The following is a 20,853-nucleotide window of genomic DNA, read 5'->3' on the forward strand; positions in this document are numbered from 1 at the left end:
AGAGCGTTCATCCTGAGGACAGCGCTGAACCTTGAAGACACAAGCTGGCTTGTCGGGGCGCCGAACCGCTGCGATGGGCTGCGCAGCAGCCCCAAATTCGCTCAGGCCCTGAACTGCCCCAGGCTCGCACGCAACTGCGCAGCCAAGTCATCCAAGACCTTACCGCTGGCCGTGGTCTGCATCACTACCTGCGCCGACTGCTCCGCCTGCGCATGAATGGTCTCGACCCTCCCCTTGACCGCCTGCGCGCCATGCGCCTGCTGCTCGGCCGCGCGCGTAGCCAGGCCAATCGCCGCATGCACCTGCTCGACCGCCGCCTGCACCGACTGCTGTCGACGCTCGTTATCGCGCAGCACCAGCAACCCTTCGCTGGCTTGGCGCCCCGCCTGGCTGATGGTCGCCACGGCCTCCTTGGCCCCCTGCTGCAGGGCAACGATATGCGCCTGAATATCGCCCGTCGAACTCTGGGTCTTGCTTGCCAGCGCCCGTACCTCATCGGCCACCACGGCAAAGCCGCGGCCAGTCTCACCCGCACGCGCCGCCTCGATAGCGGCATTGAGGGCCAGCAGGTTGGTCTGCTCGGCGATGCCATGGATCACGGTCAGCACCACCTCGATCTGCTCGCTCTGCTTGGCCAGCCGCTCGATCACCTGCGAGCCCGCATCGACCTGGCCGGCGAGGTTTTCGATCAGGCCGGCCAGCTGGGTCGAGGTCCGACTGTTTTCGTCAGTGGCCTGGCGGATGTCCACCACCTGCTGCAAGGCCGCCTGCATCGCATGGCTTTCGGCTTGGGCCTCATCGGCCATGCTCGATAGATCGCGCAGGCTCGCCGCCACCTCATCGCGTTGCAGCGCTGCGGCAGCGTCAGCACCTGCGCTGCGCTGGGTCATGGCGCCGATTTCCACGCCGGTACGCTGGGCCACTTCGCCTGCTTCTCGCACGATCGGCTGGAGCTTGTCGACAAAGCGGTTGACTGCCGAAGCCATGTCACCAATCTCGTCCCGGCTGTCGAGGGTCACCCGCTTGGTCAGGTCGCCTTCGCCGGCAGCCAGATCATTCAAGGCGGCAATCAGCAGGCGCAGCTTGTTGACTACACGCCTGCCGAGCACCACGGCCACCACCAGCAACACACCGAGGCCGACCAGCACCAAGCCAAGGCCAATGCGCCAACGCAACTCACCCGCAGCATCCCGTACGGTCTGCGCAGTATTGGCCTGCATGGCAGTAGCGCTGTTCTGCGCCGTCTCCAGACGTGCGCGCAGGGCCTTGCCGCTGTCTGCCGCCGCTGCGCCCAGGCTATCGCCGACCAGTTGCTCACCACTGCCGATCAGCGCTGCGAAACGCTCATCCAGCGCCTTGAGCTCCTGCTCGACACCCGCAGTGGAAACACCCATCAAGACCTTGCCAATCTCTGCCCCGTTAGGGTTGATCGAGGCCTCGACGTAGTACACCGACGGGTCTTTACGCGCAGCGTCCAGCACTTTGTCCAGCGCCCGCTCGCCCTGCCCTTTGTCCATCAGCGCCTGGTTGATCGGGTTTTGCCGGTTCAGATAGCGCGTCAGGTGCTGGCCCTGGGCGTCGTCATAGATCACGAACAACACGTTGGGATTGCGCTGGGCACGCCGAGCGAAGTCGGAGAGCACTGGCACGTCGTTGTCCCAAATCGCCCGCGGGGCGACCGAGGCAAGCAGCTCGGCCATGTCGTTGGCCGAGTCCTTGAGGTTTTTCTCCAAGGTCGCGCGCAGTTGTTGCTGCTCGCTTTCCAAGCGCGTGGACAGGCCACTGCTCAGGCGCTGACGGGTGCTGGAGGAGAGGTTGTCGAGCCCACTGCGCACATCCTGGCCAGCCAGCTCCAGCTCGTTGGCCAGCTTGCGGCTGTCGGCCCCCAGGCGCTCGCCAAGATCGGCTTCCAAGGCGGTGACCGTGCTCCGGGTCAGCGCAACGGCGACCAGCACCTGCACCAAAAGAGCGATACCCAAGGCAACAAACACAGGCCGCAAAAGGCGGCTTCGTAACAGTGAGAGGATGGCAGACACGGTGAAACCCTCGTGCTTCTGGCGCCATTATTTTGATGGCATCTACAGAGCGTTTTTACAGCAAGGGTTGTGCCGGAGGCAGCAGGCATAAACGCCAAGTTTATGCTGGCCTGTGCAGGAGTAATTGCCGTGGCACTTTTTGGGAGCGCTGCGCGCTCCATCGCAGGCAAGCCAGCTCCTACACGGACTACGTGAAGATCAAAAAAAACGCCGCGCCCCTTGCGGGAGCGCGGCGTTCGATCAGCCTAGACGGCGAATCAGGCGAACGGATGACGCAGAACGATAGTCTCGTTGCGATCCGGGCCGGTCGAGATGATGTCGATCGGCGCGCCGGTCAGCTCTTCGATGCGCTTGATGTAAGCGCGAGCAGCGGCTGGCAGCTCTTCCAGGGTCTTGGCACCGAGGGTCGACTCGCTCCAGCCTGGCATCTCTTCGTACACTGGCTCCAGGCCGATGTAGCTGTCGGCATCGGAAGGCGCATCGATCACTGCACCATTCTCGTTCTTGTAGCCAACACAGATGTTGATGGTTTCCAGGCCGTCGAGTACGTCCAGCTTGGTCAGGCAGATGCCCGAGATGCTGTTGACGTCGATGGCACGACGCAGGATGACGGCATCGAACCAGCCGCAACGACGGGCACGACCGGTGGTGGAGCCAAACTCATGGCCGCGCTTGGCCAGGGTGGCGCCAGTCTCGTCGAACAGCTCGGTCGGGAACGGACCGGAACCGACACGAGTGGTGTAGGCCTTGGTGATACCGAGGATGTAGTCCAGGTACATCGGGCCAACGCCGGAACCGGTGGAGATGCCGCCAGCAGTGGTGTTGGAGCTGGTGACGTACGGGTAGGTACCGTGGTCGATGTCCAGCAGCGAGCCCTGGGCACCTTCGAACATGATGTCCTTGCCGGCGCGACGCAGGTTGTGCAACTCGGCGGTGACGTCGAGCATCATCGGCTTGAGCTGCTCGGCGTAGGCCATGCACTCGTCCAGGGTCTGCTGGAAGTCGATGGCCGGCTCTTTGTAGTAATTGACCAGCTGGAAGTTGTGGTAGTCCAGCAGCTCACCGAGCTTGGCAGCGAAACGCTCGCGGTGGAACAGATCGCCCACGCGCAGGCCGCGACGGGCCACTTTGTCTTCGTAAGCTGGGCCGATACCACGACCGGTGGTGCCGATCTTGGCTTCGCCACGGGCCTTTTCACGGGCCTGGTCCAGCGCTACGTGGTAGGACAGGATCAGCGGCGCAGCCGGGCTGATGCGCAGGCGCTCACGTACCGGTACACCCTTCTCTTCGAGCTTGGTGATTTCACGCATCAAGGCATCGGGAGCAACGACTACGCCGTTGCCGATCAGGCACTGCACGCCTTCACGCAGGATGCCGGAAGGAATCAGGTGCAGAACGGTTTTCTCACCGTTGATCACCAGGGTGTGGCCCGCGTTGTGACCGCCCTGGTAGCGCACTACGGCGGCAGCATGTTCGGTCAGCAGATCAACGATCTTGCCTTTGCCCTCATCACCCCATTGGGTGCCCAGGACGACGACATTCTTACCCATAACACTTGTCCTCATTCACGCAAACTTGGTTGCCGGCCTACTGCCGACCGAAAAATCTCAATGGGTCAGCGGCAGAACCTGCCAGCGCCCGTCTTGCTGAATCAATTGCCGATCACAATCCGCCTCAAGGGCAGCACTCAGCGGTTGCCCAGGCAGAGCCTGGACCACACGCTGGCCCTCGTTGCGCAACTGGCAGACCATCTGCCAGAGGGCCGCGTCACCGCTGTCGGGCATCCAGATCCCGCCAGACGGCAATACGACCTCCGCTCGCCCCAGTGTGACCAGGGTCTTCAAATCCGTGGAGAAACCGGTGGCCGGGCGTGCCCGGCCAAAGTCGGCGCCGATGTCGTCGTAGCGTCCGCCCTGGGCGATCGACTGACCGACCCCTGGTACGAACACGGCGAACACCACGCCGGTGTGATAGTTGTAACCGCGCAGCTCGCCAAGGTCGAAGTACAGCGGCAGGTCCGGATAACGCGCGGCCAGGCGATCAGCGATCGCCAGCAGGTCATCCAGGGCAGCCAGCACACTGGCCGGCGCACGACCCAGGCGTACACGGGCCTCGGCCAGCACTTCGCGACCACCGCACAGCTCGGTCAGGGCGCGCAGCATGTTGCCGACGTCCTTCGGCAGGTCGGCAGTCAACGCGTTGACTTCATCGACCGCCTTGCGCTGCAGGGCATCGAACAGCTGCTGCTCGGCATCGCCCGACAGGTTGGCGGCGCGCGACAGGCCGCGGTAGATACCGACGTGGCCCAGGTCCATGTGCACATCCGGCACGTCGGCCAGCTGCAGCATCGCCAACATCAGGCTGATGACCTCGACGTCGCTGGTTGGGCTGGCATCGCCGTACAGCTCGGCGCCCAACTGGATCGGGCTGCGCGAGGTGGACAACTGGCGTGGCTGGGCGTGCAGCACGCTACCGGCATAGCACAGGCGGCTCGGGCCTTCGCGGCGCAGGGTGTGCGCATCGATGCGCGCAACCTGTGGGGTGAAGTCGGCACGGAAGCCCATCAAGCGGCCAGACTGCGGGTCGACCACCTTGAAGGTATGCAGGTCCAGGTCCTGGCTGGCACCGGTGAGCAGCGATTCCAGGTACTCGATATGCGGGGTAACGACCAGTTCGTAACCCCAACTCTGGAACAGGTCCAACACCTGGCGACGCGCGATCTCGATGCGCGCGGCTTCAGGTGGCAGTACTTCCTCGATGCCATCTGGCAGCAGCCAGCGGTCTACCGTTGCCATTACGCCATTTCCCCTCTGGTCCGGGCGGCCTGCCAGTGGGCGAGCCGTCAGTGAAGCAGGCATTGGCCCACAGCAGCAGGCAGCACTAATCCCAGCGCTACCGCCGTGCCAATACCCTCGAATTACTAGCGCGCTGGCTGATCCCTAATGGGCAATCAACCTTGCAGACGCAAAAAAGCCGGGAAATTTCCCGGCTGACTCATCATACACCCCTTTTCTGTCAGGATGCACCCCGCCGGCGGTTTTAGCTGCCAGGCGGGGTTTACCCGAGTCAGGGCTTGCTCTTGTCCAGGTAGCGGAAGAACTCGTTCTTCGGATCCAGGACCAGCACATCGCTCTTGTTCGAGAAGCTTGCGCGGTAGGCCTGCAGACTACGGTGGAACGCATAGAAATCAGCGTCCTGGCTGTAGGCCTTGGCATAGATGGCAGCCGCCTGGGCGTCACCATCACCGCGGGTTTCTTCGGACTCACGATACGCTTCGGCGAGCAGTACGCGACGCTGACGGTCGGCATCGGCGCGGATACCTTCAGCCAGCTCGTTACCCTTGGCGCGATGCTCACGCGCTTCACGCTCACGCTCGGTGCTCATACGATCGAACACGCTGCGGTTAACTTCCTTCGGCAGGTCGATGGCCTTGACGCGCACGTCGACCACCTCGATACCCAGCTCTTTGTTAGCCATGCGGTTAAGCGAAGCGGTGATGTCAGCCATCAGCGCGTCACGTTCACCGGAAACTACCTCGTGCAGGGTGCGTTTACCGAACTGGTCACGCAGGCCGCTTTCCAGACGACGCGACAGACGCTCATCAGCGATCTGCTTGAGGCCCGAAGTCGCGGTGTAGAAGCGATCGGAGTCCTTCACGCGCCATTTGGCGTAGGCGTCGACCATTACCGCTTTCTTCTCAAGGGTCAGGAAGCGCTGGGTCGGAGCATCCAGGGTCATCAGGCGGGCGTCGAACTTGCGCACCTGGTTGACGTACGGGATCTTCACATGCAGACCAGGCTGAACATCGGCCTGAACCACACGACCGAATTGCAGCAATACCGCACGCTCGGTCTGGGCCACGATGTAGAAGCTGTTCCAGGCCACGATAGCCAGCACAACTGCGGCGATCAGGGCGATCAGCGATTTATTGCTCATCAGCGGCTCTCCCTAGTACGCAGCGACTGTTGTTGCTGTTGCAGATCCTGCGCTGCACGCACGGCCGCATCGTTGACCGATGGCGACGCGCTGCTGCCGGCCGCGGCCGACGTGTTGCGGCTGCCTTCGACCATCTTGTCCAGTGGAAGGTAGAGCAGGTTGTTCTGCCCGTCCTTGGTTGCCACCATGACCTTGCTCGAGTTGCTGTAGACCTCTTGCATGGTCTCCAGGTACAGACGCTGACGGGTGACGTCCGGCGCCTTGCGGTACTCGCTCACCAGCTTGGTGAAGCGGTCGGCCTCACCCTTGGCGCGGGCAATCACTTCATCGCGGTAGCCGTTGGCATCCTCGATGATGCGCTGGGCCTGACCACGGGCTTCCGGCACCACGCCATTGGCGTAGGACTCAGCCTGGTTGCGGGCACGTTGCTCGTCTTCCCGGGCACGGATCACGTCGTCGAAGGCTTCCTGCACTTCACGCGGGGCTGCCGCGCTCTGTACGTTGACCTGGGTGACGGTGATACCGGTACGGTAGGTGTCGAGGAAGCGTTGCAGGCGTTCGCGGATATCCACGGCCATCTGCTCACGGCCTTCGGTCAGCACCTGGTCCATCGAGGTGGAACCCACCACGTGGCGCAGGGCGCTGTCGGTCGCATGCTGCAAGCTCACTTCCGGCTGGTCGACGTTAAGCACGAAGTCCTGCAGGTTGGTGATCTTGTACTGCACGGTCAGCGGCACCTCGACGATGTTCTCGTCTTCGGTGAGCATCTGCCCCTGCTTGGTGTACGCACGCTCACGCGTGACGTTCTCCATGTACTTGCGGTCGATCGGCGGGAAATAGATGTTCAGGCCTGGACCCACGGTCTCGTAGTACTTGCCGAAGCGCAGCACGACTGCCTGCTCCTGCTCGTCGACCACGTACACGGCACTGTACAGCCAGATCGCAGCCAATACCGCCAGGCCTATGCCCAGCAGGCCGTAGCCGCCACCCTTGCCGATATTGCGGTCACCACCGCCGCGTTTTTTGCTGCCGCCGAACATGCCGTTCAGGCTGTCCTGCAGCTTGCGGAAGGCCTCGTCGAGATCCGGTGGTCCTTTCTTGTCGCCACCACCGCCGCCGCCACGGCGGCCGCCCCAGGGATCCTGATTGTTCGAGTTGCCACCCGGCTCGTTCCAAGCCATAGCGCTCTCCATCTGATAAAGCAAAGACGCGCCCACGGCGCGCCGTCCAATGCTACAGAATGCCTGTCACGGCTGCCCGGCGACCTCGACGGGCATTTATTGCAAAGTGTGTTGCGCAATGAACGCTTGCGGCTCCATGCCTTCGCGGCTGACCAGGCGATTGAGCTCGACCATGGGCAGGCGCACGCTCAACAAGCTGCTGCCTTCATCGTCGTGTTCCTCGCCTTGCACTGCCCCCAGTTCAAAGAATTGCGCGCGCAAGCGAGCAAAACGCTGTTCGAGGCGCAGGGTTCCGACAAACAGATCATCCCCCAGCAATTCGGCAATCGCCTGGCCTACCAACTCCAGGCCACGTCCATCACGTGCCGATACCCAGACCCGCTCCGGCTTGCCATCGGCATCGCGCTGGATCTGCGGCTCGACATCTTCGAGCAGGTCGAGTTTGTTATAGACCTCAAGGATCGGCAAGCCTTCAGCACCGATCTCGCCCAATACTGCCAACACCTGCTCGATCTGCTCCATGCGCTCAGGCTCATGGGCGTCGATCACATGCAGCAGCAGGTCGGAGTTGCTCGACTCTTCGAGCGTAGCCCGAAATGCCTCGACCAGCTTGTGCGGCAAGTGGCGAATGAAGCCCACAGTGTCGGCCAGCACGATCGGCCCCAGGTCATCGAGCTGCAAACGGCGCAGGGTCGGATCGAGGGTGGCGAACAGTTGGTCGGCGGCGTAGACGTCGGATTCGGTGAGGGCATTGAACAAGGTCGACTTGCCGGCGTTGGTATAGCCCACCAGCGACACCGACGGGATATCCGCGCGCTTACGCCCGCGCCGCGCCTGCTCACGCTGACTGCGAACCTTCTCCAGGCGTGCCTTGATCTGCCGCAGGCGTACCCGCAGCAAGCGCCGGTCAGTCTCAAGCTGGGTTTCACCCGGACCGCGCAGGCCGATACCACCCTTCTGCCGCTCAAGGTGGGTCCAGCCGCGCACCAGCCGCGTGCTCATGTGCTCCAGCTGGGCCAGTTCGACCTGCAGCTTGCCTTCATGGGTACGCGCCCGTTGGGCGAAGATGTCGAGAATCAGCCCGGTACGGTCGAGCACGCGACACTCGAAGACTCGTTCGAGGTTGCGCTCCTGACTGGGCGTGAGGGTGTGATTGAAAATCACCAGATCTACCTGTTCGGCTTTGACCAGGTCGCGTAACTCTTCGACCTTGCCGCTGCCAATCAGGTATTTGGCGGTAGGCTGGTGCCGCGTCACTGTAGACAGCGAAACGATCTCAGCTCCGGCCGACAGTGCCAGTTCCTGAAACTCCTGCGGGTCTTCGCGCGCCTCAGGGTTCTGACCTTCCAAGTGAACGAGCAGCGCTCGCTCACCACCACCGTGGCGCTCAAAGAACAATGCAGGCTCCTATCAGGCGTTGCCTGGCTCGCTGTCGCCGCTCTCGGAATCGGACGGGCTTGGCAGGCGAACCGGACGAGCTGGGACCACGGTCGAGATAGCGTGCTTGTAGACCATCTGGCTGACGGTGTTCTTCAGCAGTACCACGAACTGGTCGAAAGATTCGATCGAGCCCTGCAGCTTGATCCCGTTGACCAGATAGATCGAAACCGGGACCTTTTCTTTTCTCAAGGTGTTCAAGTAAGGGTCTTGTAGCGAATGCCCTTTTGACATATGCCGCACTCCTGTAAGGATCAATAGTAAAAAACACGAAAATTCGATAATTACGCCGCCCATTCGCAAGAGTAGACGGCAATTGCAGGGACTCAGCTCAATATGGAGACGGACCCAAGGTATTTCAAGGTGCGGGACAGATTGTCGCAGGCCAGGCTATCCAGCCAGTGTACGTCGGACCAGCCGCGCAACCAGGTGAACTGCCGTTTGGCCAGCTGGCGAGTGGCAATGATACCGCGTTCGCGCATCTCATTCTCATCTAGCTTGCCATCCAGGTAATCCCAGACCTGCCGATACCCCACTGCCCGTATAGACGGCAGCCCCGCGTGCAAGTCACTTCTGGCGCGCAGCTTTCGGACCTCGTCGACGAAGCCCTGTTCCAGCATCTGCGAAAATCGTAGCGCAATTCGCTGATGCAAAATGTGACGATCTGTAGGAGCAATCGCCAGGCTGGCGACAGTATAGGGCAAATGTCCGCCCGCGCCTGCGTCTGCGCCGCTACTTTCGGCCAATTGCCGCTGGCGATGGGCCGTCATGCTCTCGCCGCTGACCCGATACACTTCCAGCGCGCGGATCAGCCGTTGCGGGTCATTGGGGTGGATGCGTGCAGCCGACTCGGGGTCGACCTCAGCCAACTGCCGGTGCAACTCAGCCAGGCCCAACGCACTGGCCTGGGCCTCAAGCTCGGCGCGTACCGCAGGGTCGGCAGCAGGCATGTCAGCCAAGCCATCGATCAACGCCTTGTAATAAAGCATGGTGCCGCCGACCAATAGCGGGATCTTGCCGCGCGCGGTGATTTCGGCCATGGCGGCCAGGGCATCGGTGCAAAATTGTGCGGCGGAGTAGCTCTGGGCCGGGTCGATGATGTCGATCAAACGGTGCGGATAGGCGGCCAATAGCGCTTTGGAAGGCTTGGCGGTGCCGATATCCATGTCGCGGTAGACCAGCGCCGAGTCGACACTGATCAACTCGCACGGCAAGACCTTGGTCAGTTCGATAGCAAGGTCGGTCTTGCCGGCCGCTGTCGGGCCCATGAGGAATATTGCTGGGGGTTTACCGCTCATTTCATCGACCGCGCAGGAAGAGTTTGTCCAGATCGTCCAGGCCCATCTGGGTCCAGGTCGGTCGACCATGGTTGCACTGGCCGCTGCGTTCGGTGTTTTCCATATCGCGCAGCAGCGCATTCATCTCGGGGATGGCCAGGCGCCGATTGGCGCGCACGGCGCCGTGGCAGGCCATGGTGCCGAGCAGCTCGTTGAGGTGTGCCTGGATGCGGTCGCTGGTGCCGTATTCCATCAGGTCGGCCAGGACGTCCTGGACCAGGCGGTTGGCTTCAGCCTGCTTGAGCAGCGCCGGAATCTGGCGGATGGCCACGCTTTCCGGACCCAGGCGCTGCAACTCGAAGCCCAAGCGCTGGAACCACTGCGCATGCTCTTCGGCGCAGTCGGCCTCACGCTGGCTCAGTGCCAGAGACTCCGGCACCAACAGCGGCTGGCCGCTCAAGCCTTCGCTGGCCATGGCCACCTTGAGCCGCTCGTACATGATCCGCTCGTGGGCGGCATGCATGTCCACCAGCACCAGACCGACCGCGTTTTCGGCCAGGATGTAGATGCCTTTGAGCTGAGCCAGGGCATAGCCCAGTGGCGGTACATCACCCTGGCTTTCGGGCAAGGATGACGGTGCACCGCCAGGCAGTGGCGCGAAGAACTCGCGGTAGGCTGCCTGGGCTTCGGCAACGGGCAACGACTGCGATGGGCGCGGCGTGTACTGATACTGATACCCGGCGCCAGCACCGGAGCTGGAAAACTGCTGCGGTTGTGCCTGCGGCTGTTCCAATACCGGTGAGGCCAGGCGCATTTCACCTTGCGGGCCAAATTCGCCAGCCTGCTGACCACTGGGCCGGACCATCTCACTGGCCGCCGCCGGGGCCGCCAGCTGGTCTTCCGGCCGAACATCGGCCAAAGCCCGGTGCAAGGTGCCGTAGAGGAAATCGTGCACTGTGCGGCCTTCGCGAAAGCGCACCTCATGCTTGGTCGGGTGAACGTTGACGTCGACGCCGTTGGGCTCAAGTTCGAGGAACAACACGAAGGTCGGGTGGCGGCCATTGAACAGCACATCGCGGTAGGCCTGGCGCACCGCGTGGGCGACCAGCTTGTCGCGCACGGCGCGGCCGTTGACGAAGAAGTACTGCAAGTCGGCCTGGCTGCGCGAGAACGTCGGCAGGCCAACCCAACCCCACAAGCGCAAGCCATTGCGCTCGACATCGATCGGCAGCGCCTGCTCAAGAAAGCCCGGGCCACAGATCGCACCGACCCGCCGCGCCCGCGCAATCTCGTCGGGGGCATCGTGCAGGCTGAGAATGGTCTTGCCGTTGTGGCGCAGGTGGAAGCCGACATCGAATCGAGCCAGGGCCAGACGCCGGATAACTTCCTGAAGATGGTCGAACTCGGTCTTCTCGGCCTTGAGGAACTTGCGTCGAGCCGGCGTATTGAAGAACAGGTCGCGAACCTCGACCGAGGTGCCCACCGGGTGCGCCGCAGGCTGCACCCGCGGGGTCATGTCGCGGCCTTCGGTCTCGACCTGCCAGGCCTCGCTGGCATCGGCCGTGCGCGAGGTCAGGGTCAGGCGCGCCACCGAGCTGATCGACGCCAGCGCCTCACCCCGAAAGCCCAGGCTCAACACCCCTTCGAGGTCTTCCAGCTCGCGGATCTTGCTGGTGGCATGGCGTGCCAGGGCCAGCGGCAAGTCATCAGGCGCGATGCCGCTGCCGTTGTCACGCACGCGCAGCAGCTTGACGCCGCCCTGCTCGACCTCGACCTCAATGCGCTTGGCGCCAGAGTCGAGGCTGTTTTCCAGCAGTTCCTTGGCCACCGAGGCGGGTCGTTCGACCACTTCGCCGGCAGCGATCTGGTTGGCCAGTCGCGGGCTGAGCAACTGGATGCGCGAACCACCGCTCATTGCTGCGACGCCAGGGTCGTGCCCGGAATATCCAGGTGCTGGCCAACCTTCAGCTCATCAGTCTTGAGGCTGTTGCTGCTGCGCAGGCTGGCCACGCTGACCTGGTAACGCACGGCGATCATCGCCAGGGTTTCGCCCGGGCGCACGGTGTGGTCGCGCGGGCCCTGGGCAATCTTGCCGCTGTCACGCAGCCAGGCAATGTAGGTGCCAGGTGGCGGGCTTTGCTGGAAGTACTGGCGTACGCCGGTATGGATCGAGCGGGCCAAGGCCTGCTGATGGCTCCTGGTCGCCAGCTTGGCGGCTTCGTTGGCGTTGGAAATGAAGCCGGTCTCGACCAGGATCGAGGGAATATCCGGCGACTTCAACACCATGAAGCCTGCCTGCTCCACGCGTCGCTTGTGCAGCGAAGTGATGCGCCCCATGTTGCCCAGCACCTTCTGCCCCACATCGAGGCTGGAGCTGAGGGTGGCGGTCATCGACAGGTCGAGCAGCACGCCCGCGAGCATACGGTCCTTGTCGTCCAGGCTGACGTTGCCCGCGCCACCGATCAGGTCGGAACGGTTTTCGGTGTCTGCCAGCCAGCGCGCAGTCTCGGACGTAGCACCCCGGTCAGACAGGGCAAACACCGAGGCGCCGAAAGCAGCCTTGGAGGGTGCGGCGTCGGCGTGGATCGAGACGAACAGGTCGGCGCCCTTCTTGCGGGCGATCTCGGTGCGCTTGCGCAGCGGAATGAAGTAGTCACCGGTGCGCGTCAGTTCGGCCCGATAGCCCTTCTCACTGTTGATCTGGCGTTGCAGCTCCTTGGCGATCTGCAACACGATGTCTTTCTCGTGCTGGCCACGCGAACCCGAGGCGCCCGGGTCTTCACCGCCGTGCCCGGCGTCGATGGCGACCACGATATCGCGCTTGCCGCTTGGCGCCGGTGGCAGCTTGATCGCAGGCTGGGTCGGCGTTACCGGGACAGCCGGAGTGGTAGCCGGGGTTTGTGCCGGTGGCGGCGTCGGCGTGCTGGCCGCAATGGCATCGGCTTCCTGGTCGTACAAATCGACCACCAGGCGGTTGCCGTATTGGGCATTGGGAGCCAGGGTGAAGCTTTTCGGCGTGACCGCTTTTTTCAGGTCGACCACCACGCGCAGATCGGTAGGCGTACGCTGGGCCGAACGCACACTGCTGATCGGTGTATTGGATGTGGAGACGTTGAGCGGCGCGGCCAAGGTCGCACCGTTGATATCGATGACCAGCCGATCCGGCGCGCTCAGGGTGAACACACTGTGCTGCACCGGGCCGGACAGGTCGAAGACCAGCCGTGTGTTATCTGGCGCGCGCCACAGACGCATGCTCTTGACTTGCGTGGCGGCCAGAGCGTTGACGGTGACCGCTGTGAGCAGCAGACCGACAACGGCGACCAGTGCGCGTATGCGCATACCTATCCCCATTTACTGTTTGAATTGTTCGGCCAGCGCGGTGCACCAGGCTTCGCCGCGAGGCCCCTGCGGCGACAGATACAGCGAGCGTCCGCCCGCTTGCGGGCTTATGGTAATGGTCAGGTCAGGCTTTGGCAAAACGCCCGCACCTTTCTGGGGCCATTCGAACAGGCACAAGGCATCATCCTCGAAGTAATCGCGGATCCCCATGAACTCCAATTCTTCCGGATCGACCAGCCGATACAGGTCGAAGTGGAAAGCGCGCACCGCGCCAATCTCGTAGGGTTCAACCACGGTGAAGGTCGGACTCTTGACCGGGCCAACATGGCCCAAACCGCGAATCAGGCCGCGCGACAATGTGGTTTTGCCAGCCCCCAGGTCGCCCTCGAGAAAAATCACGCCATGACCGCCGGTCACCTGGGCCAATTGCCCGCCGAAGGCTACGGTGGCCTCTTCGTCGGCCAGAAACAGGGTTACACCTGACACGCTGAATGCTCCTCCAATAATTCACGAATGACCGGCAGCAGATCACTGGCTGCCAGGCCTCTGCCTTTTACCCCCAAGCGCTCGCCCGCGCAGGCATGCAGCCAGACGCCCAGGCAAGCCGCCGACCAGGCGTCCAGGCCCTGCGCCAGCAGCGCCGCCAGCACCCCGGTAAGCACATCGCCAAGGCCTGCGCCGGCCATCGCAGGATGACCCCGCCCGCACAGCGCCACCTGCCCCGCCGGGTCAGCGACCAGGGTGCCAGCGCCCTTGAGTACGCAGATGCTGGCGTATCTGCGCGCCAGCTTACGCGCAGCGCCCGGCCGGTCGGCCTGCACGGCTTCGGTCGACACCCCAAGCAACCGCGCCGCCTCGCCCGGGTGCGGGGTAAGAATGCTAGCGCTGGGCAGGGCCAAGGGCGTGCGGGCCAGCAGGTTAAGGGCATCGGCGTCCCACACTTGGGGGCGCTCGGCATTGGCAACTGCCGACAACAAGCTGCGCCCCCAAGCCGCCTGACCCAGGCCAGGGCCTACCACCAGCACCGATGCCCGTTCCAATACGGTCATCAGCTGATTGGCCGAACTCACGCCCAAGCACATGGTTTCAGGTAGACGAGCCAGGGCTGAGGGCACGTGTTCGGGCCGCGTGGCAATGCTCACCAGGCCAGCCCCACAACGCAGCGCTGCTTCGCTACTGAGCAACACCGCACCGCCGGTACCCAGGTCGCCTCCGACCACCAGCACGTGGCCAAAGTCACCTTTTTGGGCGTCTGGGCGGCGCGGCGGCAGGCTGGCCAAGCTGGCACGGCTGAGCAGTTTTACCGGGTTGGCAGGGTGTTTGGTCTGGGGCATGGGGTCAAAGGCTCCGATGTCTGGCAGAATTATACGCACCTGAGCCTGTAATGCCTGTCATCCATGTCCGCTTGTACTCCTGACCTCGCCGCGCTGGCCCAATCGATCAAGGATTGGGGCCGTGAACTCGGCTTCGCCCATGTCGGTATCGCTGGTGTAGACCTTGGCGAGCATGAGCAGCACCTGCAACGCTGGCTCGAAGCGGGCTATCAGGGCGAGATGGACTACATGGCTGCGCACGGCAGCAAACGCGCCCATCCCGACCAACTGGTGCCCGGAACCTTGCGCGTGGTCTCGCTGCGCATGGACTACCTGCCCGGCGATACACGCATGGCGCAGCTGCTGGCGCAACCAGACAAAGCCTATATATCGCGCTATGCCCTGGGTCGCGACTACCACAAGCTGGTGCGCAAGCGCGTGCAGCATCTGGCCGATCGGGTGCAGCAAGCCATTGGCCCGTTTGGCTTTCGCGCCTTTGTCGACAGTGCCCCGGTGCTGGAGAAAGCCATTGCCGAGCAAGCCGGGCTAGGCTGGATCGGCAAGAACACCCTGCTGCTCAACCGCAAGGCGGGCAGCTACTTCTTTCTCGCCGAACTGTTCGTCGACCTGCCACTGCCGGTGGATCAAGCGCAGGCCAGTGAGCACTGTGGGCGTTGCCAGGCATGTCTGGACGTGTGCCCGACCCAGGCGTTTGTCGGGCCCTACGTGCTCGATGCGCGGCGCTGCATCTCGTACCTGACCATCGAATTGAAGCAGGCGATACCGGTCGAGCTGCGACCACTGATCGGTAATCGGGTGTTTGGCTGCGATGATTGCCAGATCGTCTGCCCGTGGAATCGCTTTGCCCGGCCAACCCAGGAGAACGACTTCAAGCCGCGCCATGGCCTGGATAATGCTGAGTTGGCTGCGCTGTTTCTCTGGGACGAGGCGACCTTCCTGGACAACACCGAGGGCTCGCCGCTGCGCCGGGCCGGTTATGAGCGCTGGTTGCGCAACCTGGCGGTGGGGCTGGGCAATGCGCCTTCGACGATCCCGGTGCTGGAAGCCTTACAGGCGCGCCGCGAGTATCCGTCGGAGCTGGTCAGGGAGCATGTGGAGTGGGCGCTGGCCCAGCATGAGGCGCGCACAGCCCCCTCCCTGAGCTGAACTCAAGTGGGAGCAGGCTTGCCCCGCGATTAAATCGGCACAGACGAAAATCACTGCTGGTCGTTGTAGTGGAACTTGGGCATTTCCCAATGGAAACGGATCGCCAGCAAACGCACCAGGAACCCGCCAAACAAGGTCAGCAGCATCGCCTGCTCCGCTGGCACCTGGAAGTGCACGCAGCCCAGATAGAACCACGCAGCGGCAAACGACACACTGGCATACAGCTCGCGGCGGAACACCAAGGGAATGTCGTTGCAGAAGATATCCCGCAGAATGCCGCCAAACACCCCAGTGATCACCCCGCTGATCGAGGCCACCAGCATGCCCTGGCCCATTTCCAGCGCGGTCATGCAGCCAATCAAGGTGAAGGCCACCAGCCCCAGCGCATCGAGCACCAGAAACAGCGAACGCAGGTGGCGCATCAGCGGCGCGATGAAGATGGTCAGCAGCGCGGCGAAGCTGGTCAGTACCAGGTACTCGGGGTGCTTCACCCAGGTCAACGGGTAGTGCCCGAGCAGCACATCGCGCACCGAGCCGCCACCCAGGGCAGTCACGCACGCGATTAGCACCACTCCAAACCAGTCCATCCCGCGACGACCGGCAGACAAGGCACCGGTCATGGCTTCGGCGGTAATGGCGATGAGGTAGAGCATCAACAACATGGCGGCTGTCCGTGCGGAAAAGGCGCGCAGTCTACCCGCGGGCGAAGCCCTCAGCTACAAGCTTCAAGCGATAAGCTGCAAGCTGATCACCGTCAGCCGCAATCGCCGGCCCGTCAGCACCATCACAGCAACTCACTTGCCACTTGACGCGTGCCATTTACACCTTGATGAAGTGCTCGCGGTAGTGACGCAGCTCGGCGATCGACTCACGGATATCGTCCAGCGCCAGGTGCGTGCTGCCCTTCTTGAAGCTGTCACGCACATCCGGCGCCCAGCGCGCGGCGAGCTCCTTGAGCGTGGAGACGTCCAGGTTGCGGTAGTGGAAGTAGCTTTCCAGGGTTTTCATGTGGCGATACAGAAAGCGCCGGTCCTGGCAGATGCTGTTGCCGCAGATCGGCGACTTGCCCTTAGGCACCCATTGCTCGAGGAACTTGACGGTTTCAGCCTCGGCCTCGGCCATGCTGATGCGGCTTTCGCGCACGCGCTGAGTCAGACCGGAGGCGCCGTGGGTGCGGGTGTTCCACTCATCCATGCGCGCCAGCACTTCATCGCTGTGGTGGATGGCGATCACCGGGCCTTCGGCCAAGGTATTGAGGTTGCTGTCGGTGACGATGGTGGCCATCTCGATGATGACGTCGTTATCCGGATCCAGACCGGTCATTTCCAGATCGATCCAGATCAGGTTCTGTGTGTTGTCCATGAAGGCGCTCCTCGAATAGGCCATCATCTTACCCTAGCGGCCAATGTCGATGCAGTCGCGCGCAAAAAGGTAACCGGATGGCACACAGGTGGAGCGTGCTAAACTGCCAGCCGTTTTCTTTCTGCCCCGCCAACACGGAACCTTCATGGCCAAACGCCAGCTCAATCGCCGCCAGAACTGGCGCATCGAAAAAATCCAGGGCGAGCGCGCCGCACGCGCAGCCAAACGCGAGCAACATGCCTTGCAGGAACTGGAGGGTGGCGACCTGGGGCCCGAGCAATTTGGCCTGGTAATCGCCCACTTTGGCGTACAGGTCGAGGTCGAGGCGCAGGACGGCGAAGTCGCCGGGCAGATCTTCCGCTGCCACCTGCGGGCCAACCTGCCCGCACTGGTCACCGGTGACCGAGTGGTTTGGCGCGCGGGCAACCAAGGGATTGGCGTCATCGTCGCGCAGTTGCCGCGCAGCACCGAGCTGTGTCGGCCAAACAACCACGGCCAGCTCAAGCCGGTAGCGGCTAACGTCGACCTGATCGTGATCGTCTTCGCGCCGGCCCCCGAGCCCCACGCCAACCTGATCGACCGCTACTTGGTAGCCGCCGAGCATGCCGGCATCCGCCCCTTGCTGCTGCTGAATAAGGCCGACCTGGTCAACGAGGAAAACGGCCCAGGGCTGAACGCCCTGCTTGAGGTCTATCGCGACCTGGGTTATCCGCTGCTGGAAGTTTCCGCGCATCAAGGCGATGGCATGCAGCGCCTGCAAGAGCTGCTCGATGGCCACATCAGTGTGTTCGTCGGCCAGTCTGGCGTGGGTAAGTCCTCGCTGGTCAACAGCCTGTTACCCGCCGCCCAAACCCGCGTGGGCGATCTTTCCGAGTGGTCCGGACAAGGCACGCACACCACCACCACCGCCCGCCTCTATCACTTTCCCAATGGCGGCGACCTGATAGACTCACCGGGCATCCGTGAGTTCGGCCTGGTGCACGTCAGCCGCGATGATGTCGAAGCAGGCTTCATCGAATTCAGCGAGCTGCTCGGCAACTGCCGCTTCCGCGATTGCAAACACGACCGCGAGCCTGGCTGCGCGCTGCTCAAAGCGCTGGACCAAGGGCGGATCAAGCCGCAGCGGATGCACAGCTATCGCTCGATCATCGCCAGCTTGAGTGAAGATACCTACTAGGTTTCCGTAGGAAAACTTACCGACTCAAGTAGGACGACTCTCGTTTAATCGTCAGCTATTGTTCCGCCCCGGTCTTTCCTTGATGGTCATGGCTCAAGCCTCATCAGGGAAGAGCCGACTATGACCTCCACACCCGCACCATTCGCAAAGCGCCCAGCCCTCCATCACGGAGGGCCTAGCTGATGCCCGTCGTCATCTGCTACCGCCACAATGAACGGCTCGACGCCTTCATTCTCAATGAGCGCTTGCTGCTTGAGGATGTTCCAACTCAACTGGTGCAATTCGACAGTACCGGGCAAACCACCGAAGACCTGTGCGGCGGCCTTTGCCAGCAACTCAGTGATGCCACCCATCTGATTGGCGTGCTCTCCAGCGAGGGCGCGCAGCAATGGTGGACGGCATGGTTGATGGGCGCAGCGGTCATGGCCAGTCGGCGGGTCAGCCTGTACCAGAGTGGCGCGCAGTCATTGCCAGAACATCTAGGTAAGTGGCCGGTGATGCGCAGCCGCGAGCACATCGAGCTGTTTGTGCGCGCCTACCATGATGAACGGACCTTTGAGCGGGCGATGTCGCTGCCACCGGTGCGTTTGCACAGTGTCGACCGGAGTAATGCGGATTTCTTTCATGCCGATCTCAAGGCCAAGATTCGGCGGGGCTTTTGAATGAAGTGGGGCGCTAAGCGCCCCACTTGCCCTTATTCTGTGGGCTCATCCATCTTCAATGTGCCATCTTCGAAGATGTTCAGCTTCTGGCGCAACTCGCGAGGCTGCATCGGCTCGGCGGCTGCTCCAGGCGCTGCTGGCGCCGCAGCGCCCGGGGCGGCTGGCGCTGCCGGTGGTGCCTCAGGCGTACCCTGCTCGCCTTCGATGTTACGCTGGGCCTTCTTGGTCAAGACGATGATATCGATGCGCCGGTTGACCGGGTTGAACGGATCCTTGCGATCGAACAGCGACGACGAGGCATAACCGACCACGCGCGCCACCTGATCATCCGGATAACCACCCGCCACCAGTGCCCGCCGCGCAGCGTTGGCACGGTTGGCCGACAGCTCCCAGTTACCGAACTCGCCTGCGCCGGCATACGGCTTGGCATCGGTGTGGCCGCTGACGCTGATCTTGTTCGGCACCGCCTTGATGGTGTCGGCCATGGCCAGCAGGATGTCTTCGAAGTACGGCTGCAAGCGTGCGCTGCCGATATCGAACATCGGCCGGTTCTCGGCATCCATGATCTGGATGCGCAGGCCGTCCTGGGTGATCTCGAACAGGATCTGGTCCTTGAACTTCTGCAGCTGCGGGTTTTCCTCGACCTTGTTCTGCAGCTCTTGCAGGAGCAGGTTCAGACGCTCCTTCTCGACCTGCTCGGCCATGGTCTCGACCTGGTCCTTGTCCAACTGAATGCTGGTGTCAGGGGTCGGCTCGGACTTTTCTTCTGGGTTGATGGTCTTTTCCGGCGCCAGCTGCGGCGAGCCGCCCAGGTCGATGACGTAGGGCGTGCCGCTTTCAGAGAAGCCAATCGGATCCTTGAAGTAGCCGGCAATGGCGATCTTCTGCTCAGGTGTGGCGGTCGACAACAACCACAGCACCAGGAAGAACGCCATCATCGCCGTGGCGAAGTCGGCGAAGGCGATCTTCCAGGCGCCGCCGTGGTGCCCGCCACCAAAGCGCTTGACGCGCTTGATGATTATCGGCTGATTGTTTTCCATGACTCAGCGACCGCGAACCGCTTGTTCCAGCTCGGCGAAGCTCGGACGGTGCTTGGGATAGAGCACCTTGCGCCCGAATTCGACGGCCAGCGATGGCGGCATGCCAGAGGCCGAAGCAACCAGCGAAGCCTTGATCGCCTCGTACAGGTTGACCTCTTCCTTGGCGTCGTGCGCCAGGCAGGTGGCCAGGGGGCCGAAGAAACCGTAGGCGGCCAGGATACCGAAGAAGGTACCGACCAGTGCCGCCCCCACGTGCAGGCCGATCGAGGCCTGGTCGCCTTCACCCAGCGAGGCCATGGTCACGACGATACCCAGTACCGCGGCGACGATACCGAAACCAGGCATGCCGTCGGCGATGCCGGTCACCGCATGGGAGGGGTGATCGAGCTCTTCCTTCATGCTCAGCAGCTCCATGTCGAACAAGCCTTCGAGCTCGTGCGGGGCCATGTTGCCGGTGGACATGATGCGCAGGTAATCGCAGATGAACGCGGTCATGCGCTCATCACCCAGCACTGCGGGGTATTTAGCGAAGATCGGGCTGGCCGCAGCGTCTTCGATATCGCTCTCGATTGCCATCATGCCTTCACGACGGCTCTTGTTGAGGATCTCGTAAACCAGGCCAAGCACCTCCAGATAGAAGGTGTGGGAGAAGCGCGAGCCGAACATCTTCATCGACTTCTTGATCACATGCATGGTCATGTAACCAGGGTTGGCCTGCAGGAACGCGCCAAAGGCCGCACCGCCGATGATCAGCACTTCGAACGGCTGGATCAGCGCCGCGATCTTGCCGTGGGAGAGTACGTAGCCGCCGAGCACGCTCGCGAATACGACGATGATGCCGATAATTTTAGCCATAGGTTCAAAGCACTTGCTGTCGTGGTCAGGGTCGGGGACGGGAGCTTTAAAACTCTTCTTCTACTTATCGG

At 62.6% G+C, this 20,853-nt stretch carries 19 protein-coding genes; 3 read left to right on the forward strand and 16 right to left on the reverse strand.

What is annotated here, in order from left to right; all coding sequences use genetic code 11:
* Positions 1–101: 101 nt before the first annotated feature.
* The 12 genes from ACF8K2_RS01980 to ACF8K2_RS02035 form a co-directional block, all read right to left on the reverse strand.
* Positions 102–2,036: a methyl-accepting chemotaxis protein gene (locus ACF8K2_RS01980; RefSeq protein WP_392463266.1), complete on the reverse strand. Its 1,935-nt coding sequence runs from the start codon at positions 2,034–2,036 to the stop codon at positions 102–104.
* Positions 2,037–2,293: 257 nt separating this feature from the next.
* The gene (locus ACF8K2_RS01985; protein ID WP_012316474.1) at positions 2,294–3,586 is read right to left on the reverse strand and encodes an adenylosuccinate synthase; all 1,293 of its coding nucleotides are present in this window, start codon (positions 3,584–3,586) and stop codon (positions 2,294–2,296) included.
* Between the two features lie 57 nt (positions 3,587–3,643).
* Positions 3,644–4,831, reverse strand: coding sequence for an ATP phosphoribosyltransferase regulatory subunit (locus ACF8K2_RS01990; protein ID WP_186555598.1), 1,188 nt, complete (start codon positions 4,829–4,831; stop codon positions 3,644–3,646).
* 271 nt (positions 4,832–5,102) lie between these two features.
* The gene (hflC, locus tag ACF8K2_RS01995) at positions 5,103–5,972 is read right to left on the reverse strand and encodes a protease modulator HflC (RefSeq protein ID WP_186555599.1); all 870 of its coding nucleotides are present in this window, start codon (positions 5,970–5,972) and stop codon (positions 5,103–5,105) included.
* Positions 5,972–7,153 carry an FtsH protease activity modulator HflK gene (gene hflK, locus ACF8K2_RS02000; RefSeq protein ID WP_186555600.1) on the reverse strand — a complete coding sequence of 394 codons (1,182 nt, stop codon included), beginning with the start codon at positions 7,151–7,153 and terminating at the stop codon, positions 5,972–5,974. Before hflK ends, hflC begins: the two co-directional genes overlap by 1 nt.
* A 96-nt stretch (positions 7,154–7,249) precedes the next feature.
* Complete coding sequence (gene hflX, locus ACF8K2_RS02005) at positions 7,250–8,551, reverse strand: ribosome rescue GTPase HflX (protein WP_312154262.1); 1,302 nt, start codon at positions 8,549–8,551, stop codon at positions 7,250–7,252.
* Positions 8,552–8,563: 12 nt separating this feature from the next.
* Positions 8,564–8,824: an RNA chaperone Hfq gene (gene hfq / locus ACF8K2_RS02010; protein WP_028631835.1), complete on the reverse strand. Its 261-nt coding sequence runs from the start codon at positions 8,822–8,824 to the stop codon at positions 8,564–8,566.
* Positions 8,825–8,916: 92 nt separating this feature from the next.
* A complete protein-coding gene (gene miaA / locus ACF8K2_RS02015; protein WP_186555602.1) occupies positions 8,917–9,888 on the reverse strand; it encodes a tRNA (adenosine(37)-N6)-dimethylallyltransferase MiaA in 972 nt (323 codons plus the stop codon).
* Position 9,889: 1 nt separating this feature from the next.
* Positions 9,890–11,782, reverse strand: a complete 1,893-nt coding sequence (mutL, locus tag ACF8K2_RS02020; protein WP_392463267.1) for a DNA mismatch repair endonuclease MutL — start codon at positions 11,780–11,782, stop codon at positions 9,890–9,892.
* Positions 11,779–13,218, reverse strand: coding sequence for an N-acetylmuramoyl-L-alanine amidase (locus ACF8K2_RS02025; protein ID WP_312156019.1), 1,440 nt, complete (start codon positions 13,216–13,218; stop codon positions 11,779–11,781). Before ACF8K2_RS02025 ends, mutL begins: the two co-directional genes overlap by 4 nt.
* Positions 13,219–13,692, reverse strand: coding sequence for a tRNA (adenosine(37)-N6)-threonylcarbamoyltransferase complex ATPase subunit type 1 TsaE (tsaE, locus tag ACF8K2_RS02030; RefSeq protein WP_186555605.1), 474 nt, complete (start codon positions 13,690–13,692; stop codon positions 13,219–13,221).
* A complete protein-coding gene (locus ACF8K2_RS02035; protein WP_392463268.1) occupies positions 13,680–14,540 on the reverse strand; it encodes an NAD(P)H-hydrate dehydratase in 861 nt (286 codons plus the stop codon). The genes tsaE and ACF8K2_RS02035 overlap by 13 nt, the downstream gene beginning before the upstream one ends.
* 63 nt (positions 14,541–14,603) lie before the next feature.
* Here ACF8K2_RS02035 and queG point away from each other — a divergent pair, with 63 nt between their 5' ends.
* Positions 14,604–15,686, forward strand: a complete 1,083-nt coding sequence (queG, locus tag ACF8K2_RS02040; protein ID WP_392463269.1) for a tRNA epoxyqueuosine(34) reductase QueG — start codon at positions 14,604–14,606, stop codon at positions 15,684–15,686.
* 50 nt (positions 15,687–15,736) lie between these two features.
* On the opposite strand, the gene ACF8K2_RS02045 is transcribed toward queG, so the two are convergent.
* Together ACF8K2_RS02045 and orn are read right to left on the reverse strand one after the other, a co-directional pair.
* Positions 15,737–16,348 (reverse strand): trimeric intracellular cation channel family protein, encoded by a 612-nt coding sequence (locus ACF8K2_RS02045; protein WP_186555608.1) that lies wholly within the window; start codon positions 16,346–16,348, stop codon positions 15,737–15,739.
* A gap of 157 nt (positions 16,349–16,505) precedes the next feature.
* Positions 16,506–17,048 (reverse strand): oligoribonuclease, encoded by a 543-nt coding sequence (gene orn, locus ACF8K2_RS02050; protein ID WP_312154954.1) that lies wholly within the window; start codon positions 17,046–17,048, stop codon positions 16,506–16,508.
* 145 nt (positions 17,049–17,193) lie between these two features.
* Here orn and rsgA point away from each other — a divergent pair, with 145 nt between their 5' ends.
* Together rsgA and ACF8K2_RS02060 are read left to right on the forward strand one after the other, a co-directional pair.
* Positions 17,194–18,225 carry a small ribosomal subunit biogenesis GTPase RsgA gene (rsgA, locus tag ACF8K2_RS02055; protein ID WP_392463270.1) on the forward strand — a complete coding sequence of 344 codons (1,032 nt, stop codon included), beginning with the start codon at positions 17,194–17,196 and terminating at the stop codon, positions 18,223–18,225.
* A 182-nt stretch (positions 18,226–18,407) separates the two neighbouring features.
* Positions 18,408–18,887 carry a molecular chaperone Tir gene (locus ACF8K2_RS02060; protein WP_312154958.1) on the forward strand — a complete coding sequence of 160 codons (480 nt, stop codon included), beginning with the start codon at positions 18,408–18,410 and terminating at the stop codon, positions 18,885–18,887.
* A gap of 32 nt (positions 18,888–18,919) precedes the next feature.
* On the opposite strand, the gene motB is transcribed toward ACF8K2_RS02060, so the two are convergent.
* Both motB and motA read right to left on the reverse strand, forming a co-directional pair.
* Positions 18,920–19,927, reverse strand: coding sequence for a flagellar motor protein MotB (gene motB, locus ACF8K2_RS02065; protein WP_392463271.1), 1,008 nt, complete (start codon positions 19,925–19,927; stop codon positions 18,920–18,922).
* A 3-nt stretch (positions 19,928–19,930) separates the two neighbouring features.
* Positions 19,931–20,782: a flagellar motor stator protein MotA gene (gene motA, locus ACF8K2_RS02070; protein WP_186555613.1), complete on the reverse strand. Its 852-nt coding sequence runs from the start codon at positions 20,780–20,782 to the stop codon at positions 19,931–19,933.
* Positions 20,783–20,853 lie beyond the last annotated feature (71 nt).

The organism is Pseudomonas sp. xss_2, assembly GCF_043104195.1.
GTDB lineage: Bacteria > Pseudomonadota > Gammaproteobacteria > Pseudomonadales > Pseudomonadaceae > Aquipseudomonas > Aquipseudomonas urmiensis.